Consider the following 14,137-nt stretch of genomic DNA (forward strand, 5'->3'; position numbering starts at 1 on the left):
GTGAGAAGCGTATCGCCACAGAAGAAAGGGAGTGAATAGTCATAGTTATCATTCATTTAGCGTAAAACGATAAATTCGTATGCAAGTTTTTCTTTTTTTTGTGACTCACTTAACAACATAAATACCATAACTTAACCCCTTAAACGGAACAACTTATCGTCACTGCGTCAGCAAAAGAGTGGGCAACGCAGAAAGTTCTGCCCTGCCCGCTCTTTTATTCGACAACGACGCGCCCATGTAAAGGTTGCAGCGGACGATTGTTACTTTGTTTTAACTGCTGCTGGAACTGTTTCAACTGATCCTCAGAAAGAGTGACCGTTTGTTTCATTACCAGCCAGCGAACACCCTCCGTGCAAGGGGGCGTAGTCAACGAGCCGCTGAAGCGGTAGTAATGTTTGTCTGAAGGGAACAGGGCGGCAAGGTCTACGGATCGCTTCAGCACTTCTGTCTCATTAATTTTTGGCGGAATTGCCGCCAGAAGCGGATCGAGCGCGGGATTTTTGTCGCCAGGCTCAAACATAACGGCAATAACAGCCAGCTCACCTTGCTCGTTAGCATGGACAAAATGTGCCTCTAAAGGAAAACCTTTTCCATTAATGTGGTTTTCACCTGGCGTATGGAAATGGAACTGCATCAACTTAAAGTCTTGCTGGTCCAGTACAAACTCATCGCTGTCTTTCACGGTAATTTGGATGGTATGGCCATTATTTACAATGGACTCGGTATCGGTATGAAAGTTGATTTCCAGCGGAGGGAGTTTGGCATTGACGAGATTTTTAATATCGATCGGGGACTGAAACTGGCCATTTTTGCAGGTCTGAAATTGTTCACTCAGCTCACCCCAATGGTCTGGTGAGCCTTGACCTTCATAAGCCCAGTGTGGAGTGGGAGTAGCCATGGCAGGGAGAGTGGCGGTAAGGGCAAGTAATATTACCAGGGATTTGCGTTGCATCTGTACAGTCTTCCATGAAAAGGCCAGCCCTGTGAGGCCGGCACGGATATAACTAGCTGAGCAGCAAAACTATGCCGAATTGAATGAATACCACTTTTTTCCGCGGCAATAAAGCAAAAAACAGGACCAGCTGTTAAGCCCGGATGCCGGTAATGCGGCACCACTCCTCTTTTTCAGCCACGGCGTCTAACGTAAAGAGATCCTGATAGGCTTCACAAACGCTTTCAGCCTGACTGGCCAGCACACCGGAAAGCCCTAAATGTCCTCCTTGCACAGGCAGCACGCTGATCAGCGGAGCCAGTTCACGCAGTGGGCCTGCCAGAATGTTTGCTACCACCACGTCGGCACTGAGATTTTCAGGCTGCTCATGGGGCAGATAGAGAGAAAGGCGGTCAGAGACGCCGTTGCGTTGGGCATTATCCCTGCTGGCCTGGATCGCCTGCGGATCGATATCGATCCCGATAGCGCTGGCGGCACCCAGCTTGAGGGCGGCAATGGCAAGAATGCCTGAGCCGCAACCAAAGTCGATCACGGTTTTCCCGGCCAGATCCAGGCCATCAAGCCAGGTAAGGCAGAGTGAAGTCGTGGGATGCGTGCCGGTACCGAAAGCCAGGCCCGGATCCAGCATCACGTTTACCGCATCCGGGTCCGGTACATCGCGCCAGCTTGGACAGATCCATAAACGCTGCCCGAAACGCATTGGGTGGAAGTTATCCATCCACTCACGCTCCCAGTCCTTATCTTCTATCTGCTCAATTTTGTGCGCGAAGCCGCTGCCCAGCAGCGGGCAAGCCTCCAGGCCAGCGATGACCAGATCCATATCCGTTTCGGCATCAAACAGGCCTATCGCGTCAGTATCGCCCCACAGCAGCGTTTCACCAGGGAGTGGCTCGAACACCGGATTATCGTGCGTGTCCTGAAACGTGACCGAGACAGCCCCGTTCTCGATTAGCGCATCGCCCAGCTCTTCAGCCTGGGCGCCGGTGGTGTTAATTTTCATTTGTATCCAGGGCATGGCAATTCTCTTTATCTGACAAAGGTGGAAGTCTGCGCTGAGGGAAGAGTCGCAGGACCAAAACGGTTTCCGATGATGAAGGCGATCAGGCTGATGACCAACGACGGAACGATAGGGTGGAAGCCCCAAAGCTGCAGCGAAAAGCTGGCCAGCAGGGTATAGCAGCCGGCACCAAAGAGCATGCTGCTTAGCGCACCGGCGGCATTAGCTTTTTCCCAGTATAACCCCAGCACCAGCGGCCAGAGGAACACCGCTTCAAGGCCGCCGAAGGCCAGCAGGTTGAGCCAGATAAGCATCTGCGGCGGATTCCAGGCGGCCAGCAGCAGCAGCAGGCCCAGCACAAGGGTGACAATGCCGGAGAGGCGTTTCAGCAAAGGTTCGTTATCCATCTGCTGCGGTCGCACCCGCAAATAGAGATCCTTGACGATCGTAGCGGAGGATTGCAGCAGCTGAGCATTGATGGTCGACATAATGGCGGCCATCGGCGCGGCAAGAAAGATCCCGGCAGCGACCGGCGGCAGCACGCGGATCATCAGCGTGGGGATTACCTGGTCAGGGATCGCCAGATCGGGCATCACGGCACGGCCAAGCGCGCCAGCGAGATGCATACCAAACATCAACAGCGTGACCACAATCGTACCAATGATAATTCCGCGATGGACCGCTTTGCTGTCTTTATAGGAGATGCAGCGCACGGCGGTGTGCGGCAAGCCAATCACGCCGAAACAGACCAGCACAGAAAACGAGGCCAGGAAAGTGGGGCTGAGGATGTTATCAACGCCGCTGGAAGAGACCAGCTGGGGATCGATCTGCTGAAGTTTTTCTACCGCGCTCTGCATGCCACCGGCCGCATGAATAACGGCAAACAGCAGCAAAAAGGTGCCTGCCAGCATCACCATCCCCTGCATGGCATCATTCAGGACGCTGGCTCTGAAGCCGCCAAATGCGGTATAGAGCGCAATACTGCCGCCAAAAATAAGCAGCCCCTGCTCGTAGGGGATCCCTGCGGCAGTTTCTAACAACCGCGCGCCACCGATAAACTGCACGGTCATCGCGCCGATAAATGCAATCAGCAGGCTGAGACTGGCAATCCAGACCAGCAGCGGACTGTGATAACGCGCATAAAGCATGTCGTTAAGCGTAACGGCGTTATAGCGTCTTGCCAGGATGGCGAATTTCTTCCCCAGAATGCCTAACGAGAGCCAGACCGCAGGGACCTGCACCATCGACAGCAGCACCCAGCCAAGACCATATTTGTAAGCCGCTCCCGGGCCGCCGATAAAGGAACTGGCGCTGATATAGGTGGTGGTCAGCGTCATCGCCAGCACGAAGCCGCCCATCGACCGGCTACCCAGGAAGTATTCATTCAGAAAGTTGCCTGTGCGGCGTTTGCGCATGGCATAAACAGAGAGGCCGGCAACCAGCAGCAGATAAGCAATCAGAGGCAGGATGATTTCAAGTTTCACTTTTCATCTTCCAGAGGAATGTCACGAAATACCAGCCTGATCATCAGCCAGCAGAGCAGAATAAACAGCATGGGAACCAGCAGGCAGGCCATTTCAAACCAGTGCGGTAAGCCGGTAATCCCGGGAAGATCGTCCGGTAGCCAGCCCGTCACGGCCCAGGCCGCAAGATAAGCCACGGCGAGCCAGAATGACCAGCGAGCCTCACGATGAGCCTGAACGAAACGCTTGTCCATGTTTCACCTCACCTTAAAAACGCAAAGAAAAAGGCCGGTCAGACCGGCCTTTATTCAGAACATCAGGCTAATCAGGTTTCCTGAAGGCCGAGTTTTTTCTCCAGATAGTGGATGTTGGTGCCACCCTGCTGGAAGTTCTCGTCATTCATGATTTTCATCTGCAGCTCAACGTTCACTTTGATGCCGTCAATGATCAGCTCAGCCAGCGCATTTTTCATGCGGGCGATAGCCACATCACGGTTTTCACCGTAAGTGATCAGTTTACCAATCATGGAATCATAGTATGGCGGCACGGTATAACCGGCATAAATATGAGATTCCCAACGCACGCCAAAACCACCTGGCGCATGGAAGCGCGTGATTTTGCCCGGGCTTGGCAGGAAGGTGTTTGGATCCTCGGCATTGATACGGCATTCCACCGCATGGCCGCGGATCACCACATCTTCCTGCTTGATTGAGAGAGGCTGACCGGCAGCAATACGCAGCTGCTCTTTGATCAGGTCAACGCCGGTGATCATCTCGGTAACCGGATGCTCAACCTGAATACGGGTGTTCATCTCAATGAAGTAGAACTCGCCGTTTTCGTACAGGAACTCAAAGGTACCTGCACCGCGGTAGCCGATCTCGATACAGGCTTTAGAGCAGCGTTCGCCAATGAAGCGGCGCATCTCTTCAGTGATGCCTGGCGCAGGCGCTTCTTCCACCACTTTCTGGTGGCGGCGCTGCATAGAGCAGTCACGTTCAGCCAGATAGATAGCGTTGCCCTGACCGTCAGCCAGTACCTGAATCTCAATGTGGCGCGGGTTCTCCAGGTACTTCTCCATATAGACCATGTCGTTGTTGAAAGCCGCTTTGGCTTCCGCTTTCGTCATGTTGATGGATTGTTCCAGGTCTTTGTCGCTGCGCACGACGCGCATACCACGACCGCCGCCACCGCCGGACGCTTTAATGATCACCGGATAACCGATGCGCTTAGCAAAGGCACGGTTCTTCTCCATGTCATCCGTCAGCGAACCATCAGAGCCGGGTACGGTTGGTACGCCCGCTTTTTTCATAGCGTTGATGGCAGAAACTTTGTCTCCCATCAGGCGAATGGTTTCCGCTTTAGGGCCGATGAAAATGAAACCAGAACGCTCAACCTGCTCGGCAAAGTCCGCATTTTCGGACAGGAAGCCATAGCCGGGATGGATAGCCACCGCACCAGTGATCTCGGCAGCGGAGATCAGGGCAGGGATGTTCAGATAGCTTTTCACTGACTGGGCAGGACCAATACAAACGGTTTCATCTGCCAGCAGCACATGTTTCAGGTCGCGGTCCGCGCTTGAATGCACGGCAACAGTTTTAATGCCCAGCTCTTTACAGGCACGTAAAATGCGCAGCGCGATTTCACCGCGGTTAGCTATTACAATTTTATCCAGCATGGTTCGCCTCGTTATTCGATGACTACCAGCGGCTCGTCAAATTCAACGGGTTGGCCGCTTTCAACCAGGATCGCTTTTACAACGCCGGATTTATCGGCTTCGATCTGGTTCATCATTTTCATCGCTTCAACGATGCACAGAGTGTCACCAGCGTTGACTTTCTGACCCACTTCCACAAACGCTTTAGCGTCCGGGCTTGGGGTGCGGTAGAAAGTGCCAACCATTGGGGAACGTACGATGTGGCCACTGATCTCTGCGGCTGCCGGCGCTTCCATAACAGGTGCGGTTGCCGTTGCAACGGCGTTAGCCAGCGCAGGCTGCTGCTGCATCATTGGCGCAGCATAGTGCTGCATCATTGGGTAGCCAGAATTTGCCGGTGAACGACTGATACGAACAGACTCTTCGCCTTCAGAAATTTCCAGTTCAGAGATGCCTGATTCTTCAACCAGTTCAATCAGTTTTTTTATCTTACGAATATCCATGAGTGTGGTTCCGTACTCTGTTTAATTAGATTGTGACAGACGTTTTACCGCCGTCTGTAAAGCCCAGGAATAACCGTCGACACCAAGTCCACAAATTACGCCGGCAGCAATATCAGAAAGATAAGAATGATGGCGAAACGGCTCGCGAGCATGCACATTCGACAGGTGAACTTCAATGAATGGAATGCTAACGGCCAGCAGAGCATCCCGCAGCGCTACGCTGGTATGGGTAAATGCCGCCGGGTTAATGACGATATAATCGACATTGCCTTTTGCCTCATGAATGCGGTCAATTAACGCATATTCCGCATTGGACTGGAGATGACTCAGCTTCACGTTGAGCGCGTCAGCCTGCGATGAAATATCACTGACGATCTCTGCCAGGGTCGTTTTCCCGTACTTTTCTGGCTCACGCGTGCCGAGAAGGTTAAGGTTGGGACCGTTTAAGAGCAGTATGTGAAACTTATCAGCCATTATGCTGCTATCTCCTGCGATAATTGAGGCATCGCACAAAATACATGGGGAAACGTCGTTTGTCACCTTTCATGGTGAAAATCGCGCCGCATGCGGGTGTAAAGTCGGGCATTATAACGATTTCGTGGCAATTCGCAGCTAAATACTGGTCGTATCAGCGAAGATTATCAACCGCCCGCCGCACAGGAGAGCTGGTTGACTGCAGGATTTGCGGAGCGGCACACACTCTTGCAGGAACTTTAGCGCAGCCACTGGCGAAATTTTTTATAACGCCATACCAGCAGGATCGCCGCAATAAGCGCATAAATCCACGGTTGAGGAGAGAAAGTCTTCACCGACCAAAGATAGTGAATGGGGGCAAGGATCAGCACCAGATAGACGCCGTTATGCAGAGTCTGCCAGCGTTTACCTAATTTACGTTGTGCTTTCTGGAAGGAGGTGAGCGCCAGAGCAAGCAGTATCAGCCAGCTGATAATGCCCAGTGTCAGATAAGGCCGCGAGATCAGTTCCGAGCCTAACAGCCCTAAATTACTGATCCCTAACTCCAGCACCGAATAGCTCACCAGATGCAGCGTTGCCCAGGCAAAGCACCACAATCCCAGCAGCCGACGCACACGGATCAGCAAAGGCTGCTTTCCATAGCGGGCCAGCGGCGCGATCAACAAGCTGCCGAGCAGAAATTTCAGCGCCATACGTCCGGTAAAATGTTGAATATCTTTCGCCGGATCGGCACTGAACCACCCCTGATCGATCGATAAGAGCAACCACAGCAGCGGTAAAAAGCCGGCAAGATGCAGCACCACCTTCAGGCCGGTGATCTGCTTAGCTGTCAGACGAACCACTAGAAATTCTCCCGCAGATCCAGTCCACGGTATAACGAGGCTACCTGCTCGCCATAACCGTTAAACAGTAAGGTTTGCTGGCGCTGCACATCCAGAATGCCACCAGAACCGATAAAGCGCTCGGTGGCCTGCGACCAGCGAGGGTGATCCACGTGCGGGTTAACGTTGCCGTAAAATCCATATTCATTTGAAGCGAGCTGATTCCATGTTGTCGGCGGCATATCCCTGACCAGAGTAATCTTCACAATGGATTTGATGCCTTTGAAGCCATATTTCCACGGCACAGTCAGACGAATCGGTGCGCCGTTTTGCGGCGGTAACTCTTTACCATACACGCCCGTGGAAAGCAGGGTTAGCGGGTGCATAGCCTCATCCAGCCGCAGTCCTTCCACATAGGGATAATCGATCCCGCCGCCGATAAACCGATCCTTCTGGCCTGGCATCTGATCGGGCGCATAAACGGTCTGGAAAGCGACATAGCGGGCATTGCTGTTGGGTTCGGCTGCTTTCAGCAGTTTTCCCAGCTCGAAGCCAACCCAAGGGATCACCATTGACCAGGCTTCCACGCAGCGCATGCGATAGATCCGCTGCTCAAGAGGGAAGCGCTTATAAATATCATCCATCGACAGGGTCATGGGTTTGGCCACTTCGCCACCAATTTCGATCTTCCAGTCACTGGTTTTTAACGTCCCGGCATTAGCTGCCGGATCGGCTTTATCCAGGCCAAATTCATAGAAATTATTGTAACCAGAGACTTTATCTGCCGGCGTCAGCGCCAGGTCCGCCTGGTACTGTGCAGGTTTGGTAAAATCAAGAGGTTTGCCGGCTGGGGCGGCGGGACGATCGTTACCTTTAAACCAGGAGAGAACGTCGGCACGGGCAGCCGCAGGCAGGGATAATGCTGCGGCACCGATGCCTAAGGTTTTCAACAGTTCACGTCGGCGCGTGTTAAAAATGCCTTCTGGCGTAACATCGCTTTCAGTCAGTTTATCAACGGGTTTCATCGGGCGGCCTCCAAAGGCACGGTCTTATCTTACCTTGAGCATGACGAAAGAGCGGGATTTGCGCGAATTAAGAACGAAAAATGTGAAATTTCCTGGAAGGCCCTCCTTCCTCTTTTATCTGCGGAAGGAGGAGAGGGGACTAACGGATTTTCACCAGCGTGCGGCCGGTGATCTCATTGTTCAACAGTTTAGCGGCGCTTTCCGGCACTTCAGCAAGCGAAATTTCCCGCGAGGCCTGCTGATAGAAAGTGTCCGGCAACGTTTTCACCAGACGTTTCCAGGCTTCACTTCTGCGGGCGGCAGGCGTGCTGACCGAATCAACCCCCTGAAGACGAACGTTACGCAGAATAAAAGGCATTACGGTAGTGGGTAAAGCAAAGCCGCCAGCCAACCCACAAGCCGCTACCACACCGGAATAGTGCATTTGTGACAGCACGGTTGCCAGTATGCCGCCGCCAGCCGTATCTATCGCACCTGCCCAGCGTTGCTTTTCCAGCGGGCGGGCTTCCCCACTGAAGGCGCTACGCGGAAGAATTTCAGCGGCTCCCAGCGCTTTCAGATACTCATGCGTAGTGTCGCGCCCGCTCACCGCGACCACGCGATAGCCCAGCGCGCTTAACAAGGCGACGGCGGTACTGCCAACGCCTCCGCTGGCGCCCGTGACTAACACTTCACCCTTTTCAGGAGTGATGCCACCCTCTTCGAGCGCCATTACGCAAAGCATAGCGGTGAAGCCCGCAGTGCCGACAATCATCGCTTTGCGTCCGTCTAACCCTTCCGGCACTGGAACCAGCCAGTCAGCTTTAACCCGCGCCTGCTCTGCAAGACCGCCCCAGTGAGTTTCGCCAACGCCCCAGCCCGTCAGCAAAACGGCCTGACCTGCATGAAAACGCGGATCTTCGCTGTGGTGCACCTTTCCGGCAAAATCGATGCCGGGCACCATCGGAAACTCGCGGATAATTTTTCCTTTCCCGGTAATAGCCAGCGCATCTTTATAATTCAGGCTTGACCAGTCGATATCCACGGTAACTTCGCCAGCGGGCAGCGCATCCGTGTCCAGCGTTTTAATGGCGGCGAGAGTCTTGCCTTCCGATTGGTTAAGGATCAATGCTTGCATGAGAATCTCCTGAAAATGGAACCAGAAAATAGTATTGAAGTCTTACATCACTATACTCCCGATAAGGGCGAGTAAACTGATTACCAGCAAGTAAACACCTTACAGCACGTGGTAATTCTCGGGCAGCCTGCAGAGCGGGATGGAGATAACGTTAATACTGCTGAATGAAAACGCGAACGCCGTTCTTCAGAAGCAGTCAATGGGCACAGGGATGCGATTAACCACCAAACTTTCGACGATGATTACCTTAATGAGCGCACTGGCTATGTTACTGATGCTGGTGGGCTGCGTTATGAGTTTTTTTTACCTGAGTACCCAGCGAGCTGAACACCGTCTGGAAATGATGGCCGAAGATGTGGATTCGGCACTGGTTTCCGACTCTCCTGAGCAGGTCGCGCAGTGGTTGAGCAGAGTGATGGGGCCGCTGCAAATCGTCCGGTTAGAGTTAAGAGAGGGTGAGAAAACCCGACTGACTATCGCGCATCATCAGGAGCCGGTGCTGGACGATGAGCCTAATCAGTATCGTGTCACCCTTCTTCCTCTGCAAAATAACTCCCGCTACTCCCTTAACATTCAGTGGGTTGATTCCACCAAAACCTGGCTGAAATCATTTATTGGCGCCTCTATTCTCAGCGTGGTTGTGACCGTTGTGGCGATCATGACCGCCATCCTGTTTGTGACCCACCGCTGGCTCAACCGTCAGCTTGAAGGCATGGAGCGTCTTGAATTCAGGGCAGGAAATATTGTGAAGGGTGAGAGAGGGACGGTAAAGCCGGGCTCTGTCCATGAGTGGCCGCCGAAAGCCAGCAGCGCAATTGACCTGCTGCTCGCCGATCTTCAGGAGGCGGGGGAGCAGCGCTCACGTCTTGATACCTTAATCCGCGCTTTTGCTGCGCAGGATGCAAAGACCGGCCTTAACAACCGCCTCTTTTTCGATAACCAGCTGGCTACCATGCTGGAGGATACCGAGACGGGCGGCGTCCACGGCATGGTCATGATGATCCGACTGCCGGACTTCGATACCTTGCGGGATAACTGGGGCCACAATCAGACCAAAGATTACCTTTATGCGCTGGTGAATCTGCTTTCCACCTTTGTATTACGCTACCCCGGCGCGCTGCTGGCCCGCTATTTCCGCAGTGATTTTGCCGTGCTGCTGCCGCACCGGAGCCTGAAGGATGCCGACAGCATCGCTTCACAGCTGATCAAGGCTGTTGACGCGCTTCCGCCTACCCGAATGTTAGATCGTGAAGATATGATCCATATCGGCATTAGCGCCTGGCGCAGCGGGCAGGCTACGCAACAGGTGATGGAGAATGTGGAACTGGCTACGCGTCATGCGGCTTTGCTGGGGGGCAACAACTGGTCACTAGGCGAAGCGCCGCAGCAGGAATATGCTCGCGGCAGCGTCAAATGGCGCACGCTACTGGAAAATACGCTACAGCGGGGTGGGCCAAGATTATATCAGAAGCCCGCCGTAAGGCGGGATGGCACCGTCCATCATCGGGAATTAATGCCGAGGATCTTTGATGGCGAGAAAGAGCTGCTGTCAGCTGAATATTTACCCTTTATTCAGCAGTTAGGCATGGCCGAAGGGTATGACCGTCTGCTGGTGACGAGAATTATGGCACTGCTGGCTATCTGGCCGGAAGAGACGCTGACTATTCCACTTACCGTTGACGCTTTGTTGCAGCGGCCTTTCCAGAGGTGGCTCCGGGATATGCTGCTGCAATGCACTAAATTACAAAGAAAACAGATTTTATTTGAACTTGCTGAAGCAGATGTGTGTCAACACATCAGCCGTTTGGGTTCTGCCTTTCGACTGCTGAGGGGTTTTGGCTGTCGGATTGCGGTTAACCAGGCCGGGTTAACGGTGGTCAGCACTGCCTATATCAGACAGTTCGAAGTGGAGCTGATCAAACTGCATCCGGCTCTGGTCAGGAATATTGAACGCCGCACCGAGAACCAGCTCTTTGTCAGGAGCCTGTTAGAGAGTTGTACCCGGACTTCTACCCAGGTTTTTGCCGCGGGCGTCCGTACCCGGACCGAGTGGCAACTCCTTATGGAACTAGGCGTGGCGGGCGGTCAGGGGGAATTTGTTGCATCTTCACAACCGCTTGACAGCAACGTGAAAAAATATTCGCAAAGATATCAAGTTTAATCTGCCGTTGTGCTGGAATTCACGTAGAATACCCGCGCGGCTGTGGTGCCGGCATGGGGATCCTGGTCTGCCAGTGACCCGAAACATGGTAAATATTATGTACGTTATGTCCTTCTGTCAGCCCTGAATGCTGCGTGCAAGGCCTGAATCAGGCGTTTTATTCGCCCCACATTTCGGGCCACTGACGAAGAAGTGAGATAGCGTGATTTTTCACCGAAGTAGAACGTTTTTGCGCCTTGTCGCTGCTTCGTGTGGTTGGTAAAGTAAGCGGATTTTATTTTCCGCCCCCAGCTTGCAGGATTATCCTTTAGTATGTTTAAAAAATTCCGTGGCATGTTTTCCAACGACTTGTCCATCGACCTGGGTACAGCCAATACCCTGATTTATGTGAAAGGGCAGGGCATCGTTCTGAATGAGCCCTCTGTCGTTGCCATCCGTCAGGATCGTGCCGGCTCCCCAAAGAGCGTGGCGGCAGTCGGTCATGACGCCAAACAGATGCTGGGACGTACTCCCGGCAATATTGCTGCTATCCGGCCAATGAAAGATGGCGTGATCGCCGACTTCTTCGTTACCGAGAAAATGCTGCAACACTTTATTAAACAGGTTCACAGCAACAGCTTTATGCGCCCAAGTCCGCGCGTGCTGGTGTGTGTGCCTGTTGGCGCCACGCAGGTTGAGCGTCGTGCCATCCGGGAATCCGCGCAGGGTGCGGGCGCTCGTGAAGTCTTCCTGATTGAAGAGCCGATGGCTGCGGCCATTGGCGCTGGCCTGCCGGTCTCTGAAGCAACCGGTTCAATGGTTGTTGATATCGGTGGTGGTACCACGGAAGTGGCAGTGATCTCCCTGAACGGCGTGGTTTACTCCTCCTCCGTTCGTATTGGTGGCGATCGCTTTGATGAAGCCATCATTAATTATGTGCGCCGTAACTACGGTTCACTGATTGGTGAAGCAACCGCTGAGCGCATCAAACACGAAATCGGCTCGGCCTATCCGGGCGATGAAGTGCGCGAGATTGAAGTGCGTGGACGTAACCTGGCTGAAGGTGTGCCGCGCGGCTTTACGCTGAACTCCAACGAGATCCTGGAAGCCCTGCAGGAGCCGCTGACCGGCATCGTCAGCGCGGTGATGGTTGCGCTGGAACAGTGTCCGCCGGAACTGGCATCTGACATTTCCGAACGCGGTATGGTTCTGACCGGAGGGGGCGCTCTGCTGCGTAACCTCGATCGTCTGCTGATGGAAGAGACCGGCATCCCGGTTGTGGTGGCAGAAGATCCGCTGACCTGCGTTGCGCGCGGTGGCGGTAAAGCGTTGGAAATGATCGACATGCACGGCGGCGATTTGTTCAGCGAAGAATAATTTGCCTTAAGGAGTACGGACGTGCGCTGCGTCGTACTCCTTTTTTAAGATGTCGAGGAATACGCCGAGTTTATGAAGCCGATCTTCAGCAGGGGACCTTCCCTGCAGTTACGCTTATTTTTAGCGGTTATTGTGGCTATAGGCGTGATTATCGCCGACAGTCGTATGGGCGCTTTCAGCCAGATACGCACCTATATGGATACGGCGGTCAGCCCATTCTATTTTCTGGCCAACGGGCCACGTCAAATTCTGGACAGTGTTTCTGAAACACTGGCCTCCCGCCAGCAGCTGGAGCTTGAAAATAAAGGGCTACAGCGCGAGCTGATGCTGAAAAACAGTGAACTGCTGATGCTGGGTCAGTTTAAGCAGGAAAATGCCCGCCTTCGCGAACTGCTGGGTTCGCCGCTGCGTCAGGACGAGCAGAAGATGGTCACTCAGGTCATCTCTACCGGCACCGATCCCTACACCGACCAGGTCGTGATTGATAAAGGCAGCCTCAATGGTGTCTATGAAGGTCAGCCCGTCATCAGCGATAAGGGCGTCGTGGGTCAGGTGGTTGCCGTTGGCAAAATCACCAGCCGCGTAATGCTGATCTGCGACTCCTCCCATGCGCTACCGATTCAGGTACTGAGAAATGACATTCGGGTGATTGCTGCGGGCAACGGCTGTACCGAAGATTTGCAGCTTGAGCATTTGCCGGGTAACACCGATATCCGTGAGGGTGACGTGCTGGTTACGTCAGGCCTGGGTGGCCGTTTCCCTGAAGGTTATCCGGTAGGGGTGGTCTCTTCGGTGAAGCTGGATACGCAGCGTGCCTATACCGTTATTCAGGCACGGCCAATGGCTGGCCTGCAGCGCCTTCGCTATCTGCTTCTGCTGTGGGGAGCCGATCGTAACGGCACCATGCCAATGGCGCCGAACGAAGTGCATCGTGTGGCTAATGAGCGGCTGATGCAGATGATGCCGCAGGTGCTGCCTGCGGCCAGCGAGATGGTAGGGCCGCCAGCGCCAGGGCAATCTGTCGCCACGCCGCCTGCCGCTCAGGGACAACCCGCCGCCGCCGCTCAGAGCGCTGCGCCCGCCTCCTCTGCGGAGCGCCGGCCACGCGGAGGCCTACCGTGAGCAGCTATCGCAGCCACGGGCGTTGGGTTATCTGGCTCTCTTTCCTCGTCGCACTGGTTTTGCAAATAATGCCCTGGCCTGAACAACTTTATATGTTCAGGCCCTCGTGGTTGCTTCTGATTGTCATTTACTGGACGCTGGCTCTGCCGCACCGCGTGAATGTCGGTACGGGCTTTGTGATGGGATCTATAATGGATCTTATCTCTGGCTCAACGCTGGGCGTGCGGGCGTTAGCGTTCAGTATCATCGCTTATCTGGTAGCGTTCAAATTCCAGCTGTTCCGTAACCTCGCGCTCTGGCAGCAGGCGCTGATGGTGATGGTGCTCTCCCTGGCAATGAACGTTATTGTATTCTGGGCTGAATTTTTAGTGATAAACGTCTCGTTCCGGCCGGAAATTTTCTGGAGCAGTGTTGTCGACGGTATCCTGTGGCCCTGGCTCTTCTTGCTGATGAGAAAAATACGCCGCCAGTTTGCCGTTCAATAAGGAAGAT

General features: G+C 53.9%; 14 protein-coding genes. 4 read left to right on the forward strand and 10 right to left on the reverse strand.

Features of this window, described 5'->3' with window-relative positions; all coding sequences use genetic code 11:
• Positions 1-214: 214 nt before the first annotated feature.
• From Q3V30_RS02295 to acuI, 10 genes are all read right to left on the reverse strand, one after another.
• Positions 215-952 carry a carbonic anhydrase gene (locus tag Q3V30_RS02295; protein WP_306210078.1) on the reverse strand — a complete coding sequence of 246 codons (738 nt, stop codon included), beginning with the start codon at positions 950-952 and terminating at the stop codon, positions 215-217.
• A gap of 133 nt (positions 953-1,085) precedes the next feature.
• Positions 1,086-1,967, reverse strand: a complete 882-nt coding sequence (prmA, locus tag Q3V30_RS02300) for a 50S ribosomal protein L11 methyltransferase (RefSeq protein ID WP_306210080.1) — start codon at positions 1,965-1,967, stop codon at positions 1,086-1,088.
• Positions 1,968-1,978: 11 nt separating this feature from the next.
• Positions 1,979-3,433, reverse strand: a complete 1,455-nt coding sequence (gene panF / locus Q3V30_RS02305) for a sodium/pantothenate symporter (protein ID WP_306210082.1) — start codon at positions 3,431-3,433, stop codon at positions 1,979-1,981.
• Entirely contained in the window at positions 3,430-3,666 is a 237-nt protein-coding gene (locus tag Q3V30_RS02310) for a YhdT family protein (RefSeq protein WP_306210084.1), read from the reverse strand. The genes panF and Q3V30_RS02310 overlap by 4 nt, the downstream gene beginning before the upstream one ends.
• A gap of 71 nt (positions 3,667-3,737) precedes the next feature.
• Positions 3,738-5,087, reverse strand: a complete 1,350-nt coding sequence (gene accC, locus Q3V30_RS02315; protein ID WP_306210086.1) for an acetyl-CoA carboxylase biotin carboxylase subunit — start codon at positions 5,085-5,087, stop codon at positions 3,738-3,740.
• A gap of 11 nt (positions 5,088-5,098) precedes the next feature.
• Positions 5,099-5,569, reverse strand: coding sequence for an acetyl-CoA carboxylase biotin carboxyl carrier protein (accB, locus tag Q3V30_RS02320; RefSeq protein ID WP_306210088.1), 471 nt, complete (start codon positions 5,567-5,569; stop codon positions 5,099-5,101).
• A 21-nt stretch (positions 5,570-5,590) separates the two neighbouring features.
• Positions 5,591-6,043: a type II 3-dehydroquinate dehydratase gene (aroQ, locus tag Q3V30_RS02325; RefSeq protein ID WP_306210091.1), complete on the reverse strand. Its 453-nt coding sequence runs from the start codon at positions 6,041-6,043 to the stop codon at positions 5,591-5,593.
• A gap of 239 nt (positions 6,044-6,282) precedes the next feature.
• Positions 6,283-6,885 (reverse strand): protein-methionine-sulfoxide reductase heme-binding subunit MsrQ, encoded by a 603-nt coding sequence (gene msrQ / locus Q3V30_RS02330; RefSeq protein ID WP_306210093.1) that lies wholly within the window; start codon positions 6,883-6,885, stop codon positions 6,283-6,285.
• Positions 6,885-7,889: a protein-methionine-sulfoxide reductase catalytic subunit MsrP gene (gene msrP / locus Q3V30_RS02335; protein WP_306210095.1), complete on the reverse strand. Its 1,005-nt coding sequence runs from the start codon at positions 7,887-7,889 to the stop codon at positions 6,885-6,887. The genes msrQ and msrP overlap by 1 nt, the downstream gene beginning before the upstream one ends.
• A 139-nt stretch (positions 7,890-8,028) precedes the next feature.
• Positions 8,029-9,006, reverse strand: a complete 978-nt coding sequence (gene acuI, locus Q3V30_RS02340) for an acrylyl-CoA reductase (NADPH) (protein WP_306210097.1) — start codon at positions 9,004-9,006, stop codon at positions 8,029-8,031.
• Positions 9,007-9,217: 211 nt separating this feature from the next.
• Between acuI and csrD the strand changes: the two genes are divergently transcribed.
• The 4 genes from csrD (at position 9,218) to mreD (ending at position 14,130) form a co-directional block, all read left to right on the forward strand.
• Positions 9,218-11,167 (forward strand): RNase E specificity factor CsrD, encoded by a 1,950-nt coding sequence (gene csrD / locus Q3V30_RS02345; RefSeq protein WP_306213036.1) that lies wholly within the window; start codon positions 9,218-9,220, stop codon positions 11,165-11,167.
• 312 nt (positions 11,168-11,479) lie between these two features.
• Complete coding sequence (gene mreB / locus Q3V30_RS02350; protein ID WP_003855260.1) at positions 11,480-12,523, forward strand: rod shape-determining protein MreB; 1,044 nt, start codon at positions 11,480-11,482, stop codon at positions 12,521-12,523.
• 72 nt (positions 12,524-12,595) lie between these two features.
• Complete coding sequence (gene mreC, locus Q3V30_RS02355; protein ID WP_306210100.1) at positions 12,596-13,645, forward strand: rod shape-determining protein MreC; 1,050 nt, start codon at positions 12,596-12,598, stop codon at positions 13,643-13,645.
• On the forward strand, positions 13,642-14,130 hold the full coding sequence (mreD, locus tag Q3V30_RS02360; protein ID WP_306210102.1) for a rod shape-determining protein MreD: 489 nt from the start codon (positions 13,642-13,644) through the stop codon (positions 14,128-14,130). The genes mreC and mreD overlap by 4 nt, the downstream gene beginning before the upstream one ends.
• The last annotated feature ends 7 nt before the right edge of the window (positions 14,131-14,137 follow it).

This window comes from Erwinia pyri, from assembly GCF_030758455.1.
GTDB lineage: Bacteria > Pseudomonadota > Gammaproteobacteria > Enterobacterales > Enterobacteriaceae > Erwinia > Erwinia pyri.

Excerpts from the sequence above, each read along its gene's own strand:
- accB (WP_306210088.1), bottom strand. The coding sequence starts at position 5,569 with ATGGATATTCGTAAGATAAAAAAACTGATTGAACTGGTTGAAGAATCA.
- accC (WP_306210086.1), bottom strand. The coding sequence starts at position 5,087 with ATGCTGGATAAAATTGTAATAGCTAACCGCGGTGAAATCGCGCTGCGC.
- mreB (WP_003855260.1), top strand. The coding sequence starts at position 11,480 with ATGTTTAAAAAATTCCGTGGCATGTTTTCCAACGACTTGTCCATCGAC.
- csrD (WP_306213036.1), top strand. The coding sequence starts at position 9,218 with ATGCGATTAACCACCAAACTTTCGACGATGATTACCTTAATGAGCGCA.
- Q3V30_RS02310 (WP_306210084.1), bottom strand. The coding sequence starts at position 3,666 with ATGGACAAGCGTTTCGTTCAGGCTCATCGTGAGGCTCGCTGGTCATTC.
- prmA (WP_306210080.1), bottom strand. The coding sequence starts at position 1,967 with ATGCCCTGGATACAAATGAAAATTAACACCACCGGCGCCCAGGCTGAA.
- Q3V30_RS02295 (WP_306210078.1), bottom strand. The coding sequence starts at position 952 with ATGCAACGCAAATCCCTGGTAATATTACTTGCCCTTACCGCCACTCTC.
- acuI (WP_306210097.1), bottom strand. The coding sequence starts at position 9,006 with ATGCAAGCATTGATCCTTAACCAATCGGAAGGCAAGACTCTCGCCGCC.
- mreC (WP_306210100.1), top strand. The coding sequence starts at position 12,596 with ATGAAGCCGATCTTCAGCAGGGGACCTTCCCTGCAGTTACGCTTATTT.
- aroQ (WP_306210091.1), bottom strand. The coding sequence starts at position 6,043 with ATGGCTGATAAGTTTCACATACTGCTCTTAAACGGTCCCAACCTTAAC.
- msrP (WP_306210095.1), bottom strand. The coding sequence starts at position 7,889 with ATGAAACCCGTTGATAAACTGACTGAAAGCGATGTTACGCCAGAAGGC.